12 protein-coding genes, 2 tRNA genes and 1 riboswitch are annotated in these 14,231 nt (G+C 67.0%); of the genes, 8 read left to right on the top strand and 6 right to left on the bottom strand.

Annotation, left to right across the window (positions count from 1 at the left end; all coding sequences use genetic code 11):
• The first annotated feature begins 156 nt into the window (after positions 1–156).
• Positions 157–765 carry a TetR/AcrR family transcriptional regulator gene (locus E3C22_RS00895; protein ID WP_342635610.1) on the top strand — a complete coding sequence of 203 codons (609 nt, stop codon included), beginning with the start codon at positions 157–159 and terminating at the stop codon, positions 763–765.
• Positions 766–844: 79 nt separating this feature from the next.
• Here E3C22_RS00895 and E3C22_RS00900 read toward each other — a convergent pair whose 3' ends face one another.
• The 4 genes from E3C22_RS00900 to apaG form a co-directional block, all read right to left on the bottom strand.
• Positions 845–1,798 carry a prephenate/arogenate dehydrogenase family protein gene (locus tag E3C22_RS00900; RefSeq protein WP_134759324.1) on the bottom strand — a complete coding sequence of 318 codons (954 nt, stop codon included), beginning with the start codon at positions 1,796–1,798 and terminating at the stop codon, positions 845–847.
• Positions 1,795–2,892, bottom strand: coding sequence for a histidinol-phosphate transaminase (gene hisC / locus E3C22_RS00905; protein ID WP_134759326.1), 1,098 nt, complete (start codon positions 2,890–2,892; stop codon positions 1,795–1,797). Before hisC ends, E3C22_RS00900 begins: the two co-directional genes overlap by 4 nt.
• A gap of 37 nt (positions 2,893–2,929) precedes the next feature.
• On the bottom strand, positions 2,930–3,724 hold the full coding sequence (gene pheA / locus E3C22_RS00910; RefSeq protein WP_134759328.1) for a chorismate mutase: 795 nt from the start codon (positions 3,722–3,724) through the stop codon (positions 2,930–2,932).
• 102 nt (positions 3,725–3,826) lie between these two features.
• The gene (apaG, locus tag E3C22_RS00915) at positions 3,827–4,219 is read right to left on the bottom strand and encodes a Co2+/Mg2+ efflux protein ApaG (protein WP_134759330.1); all 393 of its coding nucleotides are present in this window, start codon (positions 4,217–4,219) and stop codon (positions 3,827–3,829) included.
• A gap of 5 nt (positions 4,220–4,224) precedes the next feature.
• On the opposite strand from apaG, the gene E3C22_RS00920 reads away from it, so the two are divergent.
• Together E3C22_RS00920 and E3C22_RS00925 are read left to right on the top strand one after the other, a co-directional pair.
• Positions 4,225–6,519 carry an SEL1-like repeat protein gene (locus E3C22_RS00920; RefSeq protein WP_134759332.1) on the top strand — a complete coding sequence of 765 codons (2,295 nt, stop codon included), beginning with the start codon at positions 4,225–4,227 and terminating at the stop codon, positions 6,517–6,519.
• 49 nt (positions 6,520–6,568) lie between these two features.
• Positions 6,569–7,174 carry a CDP-alcohol phosphatidyltransferase family protein gene (locus tag E3C22_RS00925; RefSeq protein WP_134759334.1) on the top strand — a complete coding sequence of 202 codons (606 nt, stop codon included), beginning with the start codon at positions 6,569–6,571 and terminating at the stop codon, positions 7,172–7,174.
• Positions 7,175–7,513: 339 nt separating this feature from the next.
• Here E3C22_RS00925 and E3C22_RS00930 read toward each other — a convergent pair whose 3' ends face one another.
• Positions 7,514–8,710, bottom strand: a complete 1,197-nt coding sequence (locus E3C22_RS00930) for an O-succinylhomoserine sulfhydrylase (protein WP_134759337.1) — start codon at positions 8,708–8,710, stop codon at positions 7,514–7,516.
• Between the two features lie 64 nt (positions 8,711–8,774).
• A riboswitch (SAM riboswitch) is annotated at positions 8,775–8,852 on the bottom strand.
• A 47-nt stretch (positions 8,853–8,899) separates the two neighbouring features.
• Here E3C22_RS00930 and E3C22_RS00935 point away from each other — a divergent pair.
• The 3 genes from E3C22_RS00935 (at position 8,900) to E3C22_RS00945 (ending at position 11,812) form a co-directional block, all read left to right on the top strand.
• Positions 8,900–10,033 (top strand): 2'-deoxycytidine 5'-triphosphate deaminase, encoded by a 1,134-nt coding sequence (locus E3C22_RS00935; RefSeq protein WP_134759339.1) that lies wholly within the window; start codon positions 8,900–8,902, stop codon positions 10,031–10,033.
• Positions 10,034–10,183: 150 nt separating this feature from the next.
• Complete coding sequence (locus tag E3C22_RS00940; protein ID WP_167591584.1) at positions 10,184–11,506, top strand: UDP-glucose dehydrogenase family protein; 1,323 nt, start codon at positions 10,184–10,186, stop codon at positions 11,504–11,506.
• Positions 11,507–11,735: 229 nt separating this feature from the next.
• A tRNA-Pro gene (locus E3C22_RS00945) sits at positions 11,736–11,812 on the top strand.
• A 175-nt stretch (positions 11,813–11,987) separates the two neighbouring features.
• Here the strand turns inward: E3C22_RS00945 and E3C22_RS00950 are convergent.
• A complete protein-coding gene (locus E3C22_RS00950; RefSeq protein WP_134759343.1) occupies positions 11,988–13,022 on the bottom strand; it encodes a hydantoinase/oxoprolinase family protein in 1,035 nt (344 codons plus the stop codon).
• Between the two features lie 164 nt (positions 13,023–13,186).
• Between E3C22_RS00950 and E3C22_RS00955 the strand changes: the two genes are divergently transcribed.
• Positions 13,187–13,909: a HisA/HisF-related TIM barrel protein gene (locus E3C22_RS00955; RefSeq protein ID WP_134759345.1), complete on the top strand. Its 723-nt coding sequence runs from the start codon at positions 13,187–13,189 to the stop codon at positions 13,907–13,909.
• A 127-nt stretch (positions 13,910–14,036) separates the two neighbouring features.
• Positions 14,037–14,111: transfer RNA gene (locus E3C22_RS00960), tRNA-Thr, on the top strand.
• Positions 14,112–14,231 lie beyond the last annotated feature (120 nt).

Here is a 14,231-nt window from a genome sequence, read left to right on the forward strand (position 1 = left end):
GGTGTCCAGGCGAGGTGCGAGGGTTTTCCTTGCGATCCGGAGCTGATTGAGGAAGACGATGGGATACGGAGGGGACCGCCTGCCCGCCATATTTATACGGAGGGCTCCTCCGCTTTCAAGAGTGGAAGGATTATAATTTCCGAGATGGAGAGAGAATTGACTACGGCAATCCGCCGCCCCCGCGCCGATTCGTTACGAAACCGTGAGAAGCTGCTCGCCGCGGCGGCCGCGGTGTTTCGCGAGACCGGCGGCCAGGGAACGCTGGAAGCCGTGGCTCGCACTGCCGGCGTCGGCATCGGAACGCTCTACCGGCACTTTCCCACTCGTGAGGCGCTGTTCGAGGCGGTCTATCGCCGCGAGATAGACCAGCTCGACGATTTGTCACGCGAACTCGCCGAGGATGACGATCCGGTTGCGGCGCTGCGCCGCTTCCTGCATGGGATGGTCGGCATGGTCGCGACGAAGAAGGGCATGGTCGCGGCTCTCGCCATCGCCATCGACGGTTCCTGCGACATCGCGGTCTATTCCTTCACGACGCTTTCTGCGGCCATGCAGCGGCTGCACGAGCCGGCAGTGGCGAGCGGCCGGCTGCGCCCCGACGTCTCCGCCGACGACATCCTGCAGACGGTGATCGGCATGTGCCTCGCCCGCCGCGAGGATCGTTGGGAGGGAGCGGTCACCCGGCTTGCGGACGTCTTTCTCGACGGGCTGCTGGTACCCGAGGCGCCGGCCATGGCGCTGCGGCGGGAAAGCGCGAGAGGCTGAGGCGGACGACCGCCGCAGCGTCGCAGGCCGCCGGACGCGTGGCCGGCGATGACTATGTCCTACCGGTCCATAACCCAGTTCAGCTGCCGGTGGACTCGCCGGGCGCCGCTTCGCCGTTTCCCGGCTCGCGGCCGAAATTCGGCTTGGCGGTGTCCTGTCCGGCCTCGATGACGTTGCGCCGGATCGCCCGGGTGCGGGTGAAGAGATCGAACAGCGTGTCGCCGTCGCCCCAGCGGATTGCTCGCTGCAGCGAGGCGAGATCCTCCGAGAAGCGCGCGAGCATCTCCAGCACCGCGTCGCGGTTGGTGAGGAACACGTCGCGCCACATGGTCGGATCGGAGGCGGCGATGCGGGTGAAGTCGCGAAAGCCAGAGGCAGAGAACTTCACCACTTCCGACTGGGTCACCGTCTCGAGGTCAGCGGCGGTCCCGACGATGTTGTAGGCGATGAGATGCGGGACGTGGGAGACGATGGCGAGGACCAGATCATGGTGCTCGGCGGTCATCGTCTCGACATTCGAGCCGCAGCCCCGCCAGAACGCTTCGACCTTTTCGATGGCCGCAGGGTCAGTGCCCTCGGGCGGCGTCAGGATGCACCAGCGGTTGCGGAAGAGTTCGAGAAAGCCGGATTCCGGGCCGGACTGTTCGGTGCCGGCGAGCGGATGGGCCGGCACGAAATCCACCCCTTCCGGCAGGTGCGGGCGCATCTGGTCGATCACCGCGCCCTTCACCGAGCCGACGTCGGAGACGATCGCGCCCTTTTTCAGATGTGGCGCGATCTCGCTCGTGATCGCTCCGCAGACGCCGACCGGCACGCAGAGGATGACGAAGTCGGCATCGGCGACGGCCTCCGTCGCTTCCAGATGATAGCTGTCGCCGAGCCCGAGCGCCTCGGCCTTTTCCAGCGTCTCGCGCCGCCGGGTGGTGACGGCGATATGCCGGGCAAGACCGTTCGCCCTGATGTTGAGGGCGAGGGAGGAGCCGATCAGGCCGATGCCGATCAGGGCGACGCGGTCGAAGAGCGGTTCCGTCATGGGGACGGGCTCTTCAGAAACTCGGCAAGTGCCGCGACGACGCCGCGATTGGCCTCTTCCGATCCGATCGACATCCGCAGCCCGTTCGGGAAGCCGTAGCCGGCGACGCGCCGCAGGATGTAGCCGCGGGCCGTGAGATAGGCGTCCGCCTCGGCGGCGCCCTTGCCGGGCTCGTCCGGGAAGTGGATGAGAATGAAGTTGCAGACGCTCGGCGTCACCGTCAGCCCGAGGGCCTCGATCTCGCGTGTCGTCCATTCGAGCCATTCGGCGTTGAAGCTCGCCGCTTCCTCGACGAAGGCGCGGTCACGGATCGCCGCGGCGCCCGCGGCGATCGCCGCGGCGTTGAGGTTGAACGGACCGCGCACCCGGTCGATCGCCTGGACGATCGCCTCGGGGCCGAACAGCCAGCCGATCCTCAGCCCGGCGAGACCGTAGATCTTCGAGAAAGTGCGGGTCATCACGACGTTTTCGGCCGAGGAGACGAGCTCGATGCCGGCGCCGTAGTCGTTGCGCCGGACATACTCGGCATAGGCCGCGTCGAGGACGAGGATGACGTTGCCCGGCAGCCCCGCCTGCAGCCGCCGGATCTCGTCGAAGGGAAGATAGGTGCCGGTCGGATTGTTCGGATTGGCGAGGAAGACCAGCTTCGTCTTCTCGGTGACGCGCGCGAGGATGGCGTCGACGTCGGCGGTGCGGTCCGTCTCGGGCGCGACCACTGGCGTCGCGCCGGCGGCCTTGATCTGGATCTCGTAGACGAGGAAGCCGTGCTCGGTGTGGATCGCCTCGTCGCCCGGCGCGAGATAGCACTGGCAAAGCAGCCCGAGGAGTTCATCAGAGCCGTTGCCGCAGAGGATGTTCGCCGTGTTGAGGCCGTGCACCTCGGCGATCGCCGCCTTCAGGTCGTTCGCCTGGCCGTCCGGATAGGAGGCGAGGTCGAACAGCGTCCGGCTCGCCGCCTCCAGAGCCGCAGGCGGAGGCCCGAGCGGCGTTTCGTTGGACGACAGCTTGTAGAGCTTGATCCCGTCCGGTGCGCGGCTCTTGCCGGGGACGTAGATCTCGATATCGAGCACGCCGTTCTTGGGCACGGGTTTCATCGTCGAAGAACCTTGATTGAGAGCCTGGCCGGCACGCTCAGGCGGCCGGGAACGCCAAGGGAGCCGCATAGCCGCCAATCCGGCGGATGTCGAGGCCGCCGCCGAGGCGGGCGGAGACTTCTTCCTCGGCAAGCGGCGCTGCGACAAGGGCGCTGGCGCCGGTGGCGGAGCTGACGGAGGCGAGGACGTCGATGCCGTCGCCCGGCGCAGGCAGGGGATTGGCGCCGGCGACCGCATAGCAGGCGATTTCCGGCGGCACCGGGTCCGACAGCGGCGGCGCGATGACGAGGCTCGGCGTTGCCGCGGGGCGAGCGTCGATCGCGTAGAAAGGCAGCCGTGCGACGACATGAGCATTGGAGAGCCGTTCCCACCAAGCCCCACCGTCGCCCTCGATGGCGACGACGCCGAGCCGGTCGTCGCCGCCGGTCTCGATCGCCTCGATCACCGCCGCCGCGGAATCGAGCAGGGTCAGCGGCACGGTGAAGCCGAAATAGAACCGCGCCGTGTCGATGATCGCGGCCGGGTCACCGGAGGCGAAGACGCCGAACGGCGCCTGCAGCGCGGTGAAGGTCGAGATGATCTCCCGCCACAGATGCTCGATCGCCGTCAGCGGCAGATGGCCGGAATGGCGCTCGGCAAGGCGATGCATCATGTCGGCCTCACGGCCCGGACGGAAGGCCGCGCCGTTTCTCGCCGTCCCCTTCACCGCGATCAGCTCGTCGATCACCACGGCGCGCTGCATCAGCAGGCGGTGCACCGACTCGTCGATCGCGTCGATCTTCGCCCGCAGCTCCACAAGCCGCGACGGATCGGACTTTCGAGGCTCGTTCATTGCCCCCTCCGGCCATTGTTGCGGGACGCTTCTAGACCCTCGCATGGCGCTTGGCAAAGCCGGGAGGACCATCGCGGATACTCTGAAAGAAGGGCTGCAGGGTCAGTTGAGGGTGCGGTGGTCGCCGGGCAGATCGAGCGAGAAGGCAGGGATCTCCACCTCGAAGGTTTCGCCGATGTCGTTGCGCATGTGGTAGCTGCCGCGCATGATGCCGGATGGGGTCGGCAGCGGGCATCCGGAAGTGTAGGAGAAGCTGTCGCCCGGCAGGATCACCGGCTGTTCGCCGACGACGCCGGGTCCGCGGACCTCCTCCACGTGACCGGCCGCGTCGGTGATCTGCCAGTAGCGCGACTGCAGCTGCACGGCGACGTCGCCGGCATTCTCGATCTCGACCTGATAGGCCCAGACCCAGCGGCCGCCCGGGGGATCGGACTGCTCCTCCAGATAGGCCGGCTTCACGGTCACGACGATCTGCCGTGTCGTCGCCTGGTACATCACACTTGCAACCTTTTCGTCATGATGACAGTCGCATGCATGGCTATAGCGCGGATCGCGGCGGAATTCATCGGTCCGCGCCTCATAATGACAGGGCAGCCGGCGATCTGCCCGGAAAGCGTGACCAATCGCTGGTTCCGGCAGTGGGAAGCGTCGCCGATGCGTGTCGACGACGGGAAGAGGCGGTCTTCACCAAGGAAGTGATGAGTCCGGCTTTACAAGCACGCTCGCCGAGCCCTGCATGCGGTTTGCAAAGCGGCGCGCGCCCGGCGATCCAGCCCCGTCTCCGCACGGCACCTTGCGGCACCAACCGGAATTTGACCGGCAAACCCCTTGTGACGCTAGGTCATTTCATGGACATTCCGGGAGCGTACGAACTCCGCGCCACGGGATTGATCATGACGCTAAATCGGATCTTCATGGCCGCGCTGGCTGCGATGCTCATGGTGGTTGCCGGTGAGAGTGTCGCCGACGAACGCCGCTTCGGCGCATTCGTGGTGAGCAGCGATCGGCCAGGCGTCATCCGTCTCACCGGGCCGATCGGGGTCCGCGACAGCCTGCAGTTCCGCCGGGCGCTCAGGGCCATTCCGGAGGCGCGGACCCTGTTGCTCGACAGTGAGGGCGGCTCGCTGATCATCGCTCTCGATCTTGCCGAGGACGTGCTGGAGCGGGGGCTGACGACCGAGGTCGCGGAGGGATCCCGATGCCTCTCGGCCTGCGCGCTGGTCTTCTTCGCCGGCAGGGAACGTGTGGTGAAGGGCCGCCTCGGCGTCCACCAGGTGGCCTCGACCAGTTCCGGGGACGTCGGCTTCACCCAGTCGACGCTGTCGGACGTGCTCGATCTTTTCCGCCGCGCCGGGGTCGATCTCGAGATCGCGCAGATCATGCTGGCGACACCGGCCGACCAGATGCACGTCTTCAACGCCGAGGAAATCGAGCGGCTGGCGATCAACCAGGCGGGCGGATCGAGCGGCCGCTCTGCCTCGCCGCCGGACAGTGGCGCCGGGGCGCCGGTCGAGGCACGGCTCTCTGCCGAGGCCCGCGAGGCCATCCGCCTGTGCGACGAACTCGCGGCCTATCCCGCGGACCGCAACCGGCCGGCGGGAATCGTCGGCGTCTCCTTCGACGATCTGAATGCCGATCGTGCCGTGCCCGCCTGCCGGTCGGCTGCGGCAGTACAGCCGGATTCGCCGCGCCTGCAATTTCAGCTCGGCCGGAGCCTCGACAAGCTGAAGCGCTATGACGAGGCGCTCTACTGGTACGAGAAGGCGCTCGCCGCCAACTACGCGCCGGCGCAGTCGAATATCGGCTTCATGTATCAATACGGCCTCGGCGTAACGAAAGACCCGAGCGAAGCGATCAAGCACTACAGGAGCGCCGCCGAGCGCGGATATGCTCCGGCGCAGTTCAACCTTGCCGAGATTTATGCGGAGGGAGAGGGCGTTCCGCGCGACGATGCCGAAGCCTTCCGCCTGTACGGCCTGGCCGCTGCCCAGGGCGATGCCGATGGCCAGCGCAAGCTCGGCTGGATGTACGATCACGGTCTGGGCACGGCCGAAGATGATGCTGCGGCGGTGCGGCTCTACCGGCAGGCGGCCGACCAGGGCGATGCATCCGCGCAACGACTTCTCGGCTGGATGTATGCCAACGGGCAAGGCGTCGAGAGAAACGATGGGGAGGCGCTGAAATGGTATCGCAAGGCGGCGGACCAGAATGAACCGGCGGCGGTGCGCCTGATAGGTTGGATGCACGAGAACGGCTACGGCGTTGCCGAGAGCGCGACGGAGGCCGTGGCGTGGTACCGCAAGGCTGCCGATCTGGGTGACGCCGATGCGCAGCGGGAAGTCGGCTGGGCCTATGCCAACGGCACCGGCGTCAGCAAGAACGAATCCGAAGCGGTCAGGTGGTACCGCAAGGCGGCCGACCAGAACGACGCCGCGGCGGAGCGGCTGCTCGGCTGGATGTATGCCAATGGTCTCGGCCTGCGAAAGAACGAAACCGAGGCGGTCAAATGGTACCGCAAGGCCGCCGAAAAGAACGAAGCCGCTGCCCAGAGGCTGCTAGGCTGGATGTATGCGACAGGGCGGGGCATTCGCGAAGACGATGCCGAGGCGATCAAATGGTACCGGAAGGCGGCCGAACAGGACGAGCCCCAGGCTCTCTACAATCTCGGCGCCATGTATCAGTCGGGTCAAGGTGTTCGGAAGGATCTCGCCGAGGCGGCGAGATGGTATAGCAGGGCCGCAGCCGTCGGCCATGAGGACGCCCGCAAGGCGCTTCAGAGGTTGAAGAAGTCCTGACGATGCGGATGGCGCCCGCAGGGCTGGCGACGAGGCGAGTGGAGTTGCAGTGCTCGACGCGATACTGAGGCGGAGGATCGATCCGCCGGTCGAGAGACTGGCAGCCCGGCTGGTGTCATACGGGCTCGGGGCGAATGCCGTCACGGTGGCAGGCCTTGCCATCGGCATCGGCGCGGCAGCGGCGATCGCGCTCGGCAGCCCGCTTGCCGGGCTCGTCCTCATCCTCGTCTCGCGGCTTTGCGACGGGCTCGACGGGGCGATCGCCAAACAGACCCGGCCGACCGATCTCGGCGGTTATCTCGACATCACGTTCGACTTCGTCTTCTACGGTGCAATCCCGCTCGGCTTTGCGGCGCTCGACCCGGCTGAGAACGCCCTGCCGGCCGCCGTCCTGCTGCTGACCTTCTATGCCAATGGCGCGAGTTTCCTCGCCTACGCGGTCCTCGCCGAAAAGCGGCAGATCACCACCGATGTGAGGGGGAAGAAGTCGTTCTTCTTCTCGACGGGACTGGCAGAGGCCAGCGAGACGATCATCGCCTTCTGCCTTTTCTGCCTGTTTCCGGCGTGGTTTCCGGTGATCGCCTATGTGTTCGCGGCGATGACGGCGTGGACCTTTGTCACCCGCGTCTGGCTGGCGGTGAAGACGTTCGGGTGAGGCCGCAAGCTGCTCGCCACGAGAACGCGACGTTTCCTCCGCGCGCCTGGGTCTTGGCAGTTTCACGCAGCGGCCCGCACCCTCGCCCTTCGAGGCTCGCCCGATCGGAGATCGGTCTCGCACCTCAGGATGAGGGCGCTCGGGCTTCGCCGATGAGTGCGGGCGCTTTTCGCCAGACGAGAGGGCTCGGTTTTCGCAACCGAGAGCGCCGAGTTTTACCTAGCCCCTCATCCTGAAGTGCCGCCGCAGGCGGCCTCGAAGGGCGAGGGGCGCCGGGCGCGAACGGGTCGGATCCCCTCGTGGTTTGACAGGCTCACCATGAGGGAGTGGGAGCACGGATCAGACAGCCGCCAGTGCGCCCTCGATGTCGTCCCACAGATCCTCGACGTCCTCAAGGCCCAGCGACAGCCGCACCAGGCCGTCGTCGATGCCGAGTTCGGCCCGGGCCTCGGGCGTCAGGTTCTTGTGGGTGGTCGTTGCCGGATGGGTGACGAGGCTCTTGGCGTCGCCGAGATTGTTGGAAATCAGGATGATCTCCAGCGCGTTGAGGAAGCGGAAGGCTGCCTCCTTGCCGCCGGCAATATCGAAGGCGACGAGGGTCGAGCCGGCCGCCATCTGCCGCTTGGCGATCGCATGGTCCGGATGGTCCTCGCGATGCGGGTAGAGCACCCGCGAGACTTCCGGCCGCTCGGCCAGCCGGTCGGCAACGGTCGCTGCGGCGGCGGTCTGGTGGGCGACACGCAAAGGCAGGGTCTCGAGACCCTTCAGAAGCGTCCAGGCGTTGAAGGGCGACAGCGCCGGGCCGGTATGGCGGTAGAAGTCGTGGAGGTTCTCGTCGATCCAGTCCTTCGAGGACAGCACGATGCCGCCGAGGCAGCGACCCTGGCCGTCGATGTGCTTGGTCGCCGAATAGACGACCACGTCGGCGCCGAGCGCCAAAGGCTTCTGGTGGATCGGCGTCGCAAAGACGTTGTCGACCACCAGCGTTGCCCCGGCGGCGTGGGCAATTTCGGCGACGGCGGCGATGTCGATCACCTCGAGCGTCGGATTGGTGGGCGTCTCCATGAAGAACACGCGGGTGTTCGGCCGCACCGCCTTCTGCCACTGATCGAGGTCGCGGCCGTCGATCAGCGTGCAGTCGACGCCGCAGCGCGCCATCACCGTCTCGACCACGTAGCGGCAGGAGCCGAACAGCGCCCGCGCCGCGACGACGTGGTCCCCGGCCTTCACCTGGCACTGGATGGCGGATGCGACCGCCGCCATGCCCGAGGCGGTGCCGCGGGCGTCCTCGGCGCCTTCGAGCGCCATCATCCGCTCTTCGAACATCCGGGTGGTGGGATTGGCGTAGCGCGAATAGATGAATCCCGGCTCTTCGCCCTTGAAGCGCGCCTCCGCGGCTTCCGCCGTGTCGTAGACGAAGCCCTGGGTCAGGAACATCGCCTCGGAGGTCTCGCCGAAGCCTGAGCGCGTTGTCCCGCCATGGACCATCATGGTCGCCGGCCTGAGGGGTTTCTTTTCGTCGCTTCGCTTCAGCATCGTCATCTCCGAACAGCAAAAAACCGGCCACTGCGATCCCGCAACGCCGGTCCTCCAGAACGTCCTCGTCTTCGGATCGGCCCTTTAGCGAGTTGTTTTACGTGGCTGCAAGCCGGCCGGCCAAATCACCACGATGGCTTTGCAAATAGCTCCGATGCGGTTAGGCGTCAATCCGCGAAAACTTGGGACATGGCCCGGCAGGCGGGCCGAGAGACGAGAGGACGGCGCGAGGTGAGCGCGAGGCTGGAAGGGATTTTGCCGGATCGGGACATCGCGGCGCTGTTCGATGCGGGCGGGCTCGTCGCCGAGCGCGAGCGCGACGGCGACCAGATCCAGCCGGCCTCGCTGGACCTCAGGCTCGGGCCCGTCGCCTACCGGGTGCGGGCAAGCTTCCTGCCGGGCGGCGCCCATTCGGTCGCCGACAAGCTCACGCGCTTTGCCCTTCACGAATTCAGCCTTGAAGGCGGAGCAGTGCTGGAGACCGGCTGTGTCTACGTCGTGCCGCTGATCGAGCGTCTCGCTCTGCCGGCCGACGTGCGGGCGACGGCGAACCCGAAATCCTCGACCGGCCGTCTCGACATCTTCACCAGGGTGCTTGCCGACAATGCCCAGGAGTTCGACAAGCTGCCGGCGGGCTATCAGGGGCCGCTTTATCTGGAAATCTCGCCGCGCACCTTCCCGATCCTCGTCCGCGAGGGCTCGCGCCTGTCGCAGATCCGCTTCCGCCGCGGCGAGCCGACCCTGTCGGCAGCGGACCTCGCGGCGCTCCATGCCGAGGCGCGGCTGACGTCGGCCGAGACGGTCAACATCTCCGATGCGGGCATAGCCTTGTCGATCGACCTTGCCGGCGAGCCGGGCAGCCTCGTCGGCTATCGCGGCAAGCGCCACACCGGCCTCGTCGACGTCGATAAGCGCGCCGCCTATCCGATCGCCGACTACTGGGAGCCGATCCTTCGGCGCGGCAGCGGCGAGATCGTCCTCGATCCGGACGAATTCTACATCCTCGTCTCGAAGGAAGCTGTGCATGTGCCGCCGGACCACGCGGCCGAGATGACGCCCTTCGATCCGCTGGTCGGCGAGTTCCGCGTCCATTATGCCGGCTTCTTCGATCCGGGTTTCGGCCATTCGGCGGCGGGCGGCACCGGCAGCCGGGCGGTGCTCGAGGTGCGCAGCCACGACGTGCCGTTCATCCTCGAGGACGGCCAGATCGTCGGCCGGTTGATCTACGAGAAGATGGCGGCGATCCCCGAGCGGCTCTATGGCGCCGACCTCGCCTCGAACTACCAGGCCCAGGGCCTGAAGCTGTCGAAGCATTTCGTCTGATCAGCCTGCCACACCGGCGGCCGGCGGGTGGCGGTCCGTGACAGTCCTGCCGCGGAGACGGCGCGATGGCTATCCGGTCGCAGACTCTGCTTGACTGGCCCGTCAAAGGGCCTATCGCCTCGGCACGACTATCAGTGTGGGAACGGTATCGTGCAGGCAGAAACCATCTGTGTCGTCGGGGTCGGCTATGTCGGCCTGATCCAGGCGGTCGGACTCGCAAGCTTCGGGCTGAAGGTGAAGTGCGTCGACCTCGACGCATGCAAGATCGAGATGCTGAAGAAGGGCGTCCCGCCGATCTTCGAGGAGGGGCTCGACGAGGCGCTGAAAGAGACCATTGCCCGCGGCCTCATCACCTTCACCACCGACATTGCCGCGGCGGCCGACGCCGATCTGTTCTTCGTCGCCGTCGGAACCCCGACCAGCGAGCGCACCGGCAATGCCCGGCTCGACTATCTCGACGCGGCGGTATCCGACATTGCGGCGGTTGCGCCGCAAGATGCCGTCATCGTCGTCAAGTCGACCGTGCCGATCGGTACCTGCGCCGGGCTGCAGGCGCGGCTCGACCGCGACCATCCGGCCAAGCGCCTGCAGATCGTCTCCAACCCGGAATTCCTCCGCGAGGGGACGGCGCTCAAGGACTTCTTCAATCCCGAGCGCATCGTCATCGGCGGCGCTGGCGAAAGCGCGCGCGAAAGGGTTCGCCGCAGCTACGCCGCCTTCGAGGAACGCGGCGTGCCGATGATCCTCACCGACACCTCGACCAGCGAGACCATCAAATACGCCGCGAATGCCTTTCTCGCGACGAAGGTCACCTTCATCAACGAGATCTCCGACCTCGTCGAGACCGTCGGCGGCGACATCGACCAGGTCGCCCGCGGCATCGGCCTCGACAGCCGCATCGGCCCGCAGTTCCTGAAGGCCGGCCCCGGTTATGGCGGCTCCTGCTTTCCGAAGGATACGCTGGCGCTCGCGACCATCGGCCGGCGCCATGGCGTCCAGCAACAGATCGTCGAGACGGTCATCAGAATCAATGATTCGCGCCGGTTTCACATCCTCAAGCGGATCGAATCGGCGGTCGGCGACAAGCTCGCCGGCAAGCGGATCGCCGTGCTCGGCCTCGCCTTCAAGGCCAATACCGACGACGTGCGCGACAGCCCGGCGGTCGATCTCGTCCATGCGCTGCTGGAGGAGGGGGCGGACGTCAGGAGTTTTGACCCGGTCGCGAGGCTCGCCGTCGATCACCGCAGCTATCGCCAGTGCGACAGCATCGCGGCGGCCTGCGAAGGCGCCAGCGCCGTCCTCGTCGCGACGGAATGGGCGGAGTTCAAAAGCTTCGACTTTGCCGCCGTCGAGGCGCTGGTCGCGCGCCGCTACATCTTCGACATGCGACGAATCGTCGATGTCACCGCGGACTGGGTGCCGCGCTGGGACATCGAGCGGATCGGCTCGCCGCTGATGCGCGCCAGCCTGTGATGCGATGATCCCGTACCTGCGATGACCCCGTACCGGAGACATGGGTGACAGCATGTCGACACCCCGAACGGTTTGCTCAGGCACCTGAGCCGTCGGGGTCCGAAACCCGATGGACGAGTGCAAGCATATCGGCAGGGGCGCAGGGCCGCTCGTCCCCGTTCCGTCGCCGGCCGCGAGGCCGCCGAAACATCTTGCGTCGACCGCGCCCATTGGATAGGCAGTCTTTCGTCGGAGCGTAGCGCAGCCTGGTAGCGCACCTGAATGGGGTTCAGGGGGTCGGAGGTTCGAATCCTCTCGCTCCGACCAGTTTTCCAAAAGCCAGCCCCGATGCCCCGGACCGAGCCGTTCGCGGCGCCCGGGCATTTTTCACGATCCCTATCTCACGTTTTCGGATCGATCGCCCCACGAGACGACGCAGCCTGCGCCGTCTCGCAGCGTTGCGGCTTGCGGATCTGCGCCGCCCGCTATCCCACCCGGCGCTCTATCCCGCCTGGCCGGCGAGCACCGCGAGGGCCGCCGCGGGCGCTGCCCGGCACACCGCGTCGCGCAGCTCCGCCGGGCAGTCGAAGAGATCGGGAAAGTCGACGACGCCGCGGTCGAGCCGTGCCGCGAGACGCTTCAGCACAGGCCGGCCGGTCCCCGCGACGACCACCGGCGCGTCCTCCGAGATGTCCTCCCGCGACAGGACGAGCAGCACCGCGTCGTGGACCTTGCGCAGCTGCGCCTCGGCAAAGCCGTGGGCAAGCCATTCCCAGGCGCCGTCGGTCCCGTCCTCGGCGTCGAGGCCGATCATCCGGGCGAGCCGCCGGCGCGAGGCCTCCAGCGTCTTCTCCTCGCCGTCGGCTGCGGGGTAGAGGTCGTCGCCTTCGTCGAGGACACCGGTGATGCGCTGGACGTCGGCCATGGTCGCGAAAAGCTCGTTCATCACCGGCACCAGCCGGCCGGCAAAGGCCGCGGTGCTTGCGACCGCCATCAGCGGCGTCCGGGTGTAGCCCTGATAGACGAGTTCACCGGAGACAAGGCGGCCGTTGTCGCTGGCACCGAGATTCGCCACCTTGCCGCCCGAGACGGGCAGGATGTCGGTGGTGGTCGATCCCATGTCGAGGAAGACCGCCTCTTCGATCGAAGCCGCGGCAAGCGCAGCACTGGCGTGCCAGTTGGCCGAGGCGATCTCGTCTGCATGGGAGCGCGCGTCGCCCGGCGACAGGAGCCCGGCGCCGCCGCCATAAAGCGAGACGTCGCCGGAAAGCCGCTCGGCAAACAGCCGGGAAAGCGTCTCGACGCCCTCGCGGCGCGAGGCGAAGACGTCGGAGAGTTCGCCGGTCATGGTGACGGCATGGCGATCGATCGACGTGGCGTCGATCTCCGCCAGGATGCGTCCAAGCCCGGCTTCCAGATGGTCGAGCCCCTGCCAGAGCGGCGTCTTCTCCTGCCAGACCCGCAGGATGCGGTCGTCTTCGGCAAGCGCCGCCTTCAGATGCGCACCGCCGACGTCCCAGCCCAGAATTCTCGTCATCGCTGCTACTTGCGTCTCTGTTTCGTTCCGATGCGCCGCCGGCGGCGAGGCAATCCGTCTCCTGCGCCGGCTCCGCCATTCTGGGGCAGTTCCGCCAGCCCTTGGTGCGGATGGCCGCGTGGGCCTATATGACCACCGAAAGCGTTCCGGTCTCAAGGTCGAAGATGCAAGTCGTACCAGTCCTCGACATCAAGAACTCCCTCGTGGTGCGCGGGGTGATGGGCGAGCGGGCGAATTACCGGCCGATCGAGACGCCGCTCTCGGCAAGTCCGGAGCCGCTCGACGTGGCTGAGGGGCTGATGGCGCTGCATCCCTTCGGGACGCTCTACATCGCCGATCTCGACGCCATCGAGGGGCACGGCGATGCGGGACGAGGGCGCGGCGAGGCCGACACCGCGCTGATCCAGAGCCTCCTCGCGGCGTATCCCGGCACCACCATCTGGCTCGATGCGGGTGTCAGGACTTGCGTCGAGGCGGCGCGGATTGCCGCGATGTCGGGGCTTCTGGCGGTCGTTGGCAGCGAATCGGTCGACGGTGTCGAGAGCCTGCGCCGCCTGGCCCTGACGGCGGATTTCGCGCTGTCGCTGGATTTTCGCGCCGACGCCTTTCTCGGGCCGCGCGAGATCCTCGACGACGACAGCCTCTGGCCGGAGACGCTGATCGTCATGACGCTCGCCAAGGTTGGCAGCGGCGCCGGGCCTGACTTCGAAAGGCTCGCCGCGGTGAAGGCGAGGGCAGGGGCGCGCAGGGTTTTCGCCGCCGGTGGGGTGCGCGGGCCGGAGGATCTGAGGGCGCTTGCCGACATGGGCATTGCCGGCGCGCTGGTTGCGACGGCGCTGCATGACGGCCGGATCTCGGCCGCCGACCTCGCGTCGCTCGGAGGCTGAGACACATGCGTCTCGGGGTTGCGGGCCGGCGCCGTCTAAAGGGTCGGGGCGGGGAGATGGCGTGGCCCGCCGGGGCCGGGTTTTTGGGGTGTCTCGCACGAACGGGATATGATATCCGACGCTGCGGGCCGGCGTAGCACAGCGGTAGTGCAGCGGTTTTGTAAACCGAAGGTCGGGAGTTCGATCCTCTCCGCCGGCACCATCCGCAGATCCGCGGTCAAACTTGCTTTGAAGAGCCGTACCGTCGCAGGCTCGGCTCGCGGGAGATGGTTGCGATCCGGGCAAGCCAAGGGACAGTCGCGTCGGAAATGTCGGCGGAGGC

The sequence above is a fragment of the Jiella endophytica genome, assembly GCF_004519335.1.
In the GTDB taxonomy this organism is placed as follows: Bacteria; Pseudomonadota; Alphaproteobacteria; order Rhizobiales; family Rhizobiaceae; genus Jiella; species Jiella endophytica.

Bases quoted from the DNA above. Each gene is read 5' to 3' on its own strand.
- E3C22_RS00950 (WP_134759343.1), bottom strand. From the start codon at position 13,022: ATGACGAGAATTCTGGGCTGGGACGTCGGCGGTGCGCATCTGAAGGCG.
- E3C22_RS00930 (WP_134759337.1), bottom strand. From the start codon at position 8,710: ATGCTGAAGCGAAGCGACGAAAAGAAACCCCTCAGGCCGGCGACCATG.
- E3C22_RS00955 (WP_134759345.1), top strand. From the start codon at position 13,187: ATGCAAGTCGTACCAGTCCTCGACATCAAGAACTCCCTCGTGGTGCGC.
- E3C22_RS00935 (WP_134759339.1), top strand. From the start codon at position 8,900: ATGGCCCGGCAGGCGGGCCGAGAGACGAGAGGACGGCGCGAGGTGAGC.
- apaG (WP_134759330.1), bottom strand. From the start codon at position 4,219: ATGTACCAGGCGACGACACGGCAGATCGTCGTGACCGTGAAGCCGGCC.
- hisC (WP_134759326.1), bottom strand. From the start codon at position 2,892: ATGAAACCCGTGCCCAAGAACGGCGTGCTCGATATCGAGATCTACGTC.
- pheA (WP_134759328.1), bottom strand. From the start codon at position 3,724: ATGAACGAGCCTCGAAAGTCCGATCCGTCGCGGCTTGTGGAGCTGCGG.
- E3C22_RS00900 (WP_134759324.1), bottom strand. From the start codon at position 1,798: ATGACGGAACCGCTCTTCGACCGCGTCGCCCTGATCGGCATCGGCCTG.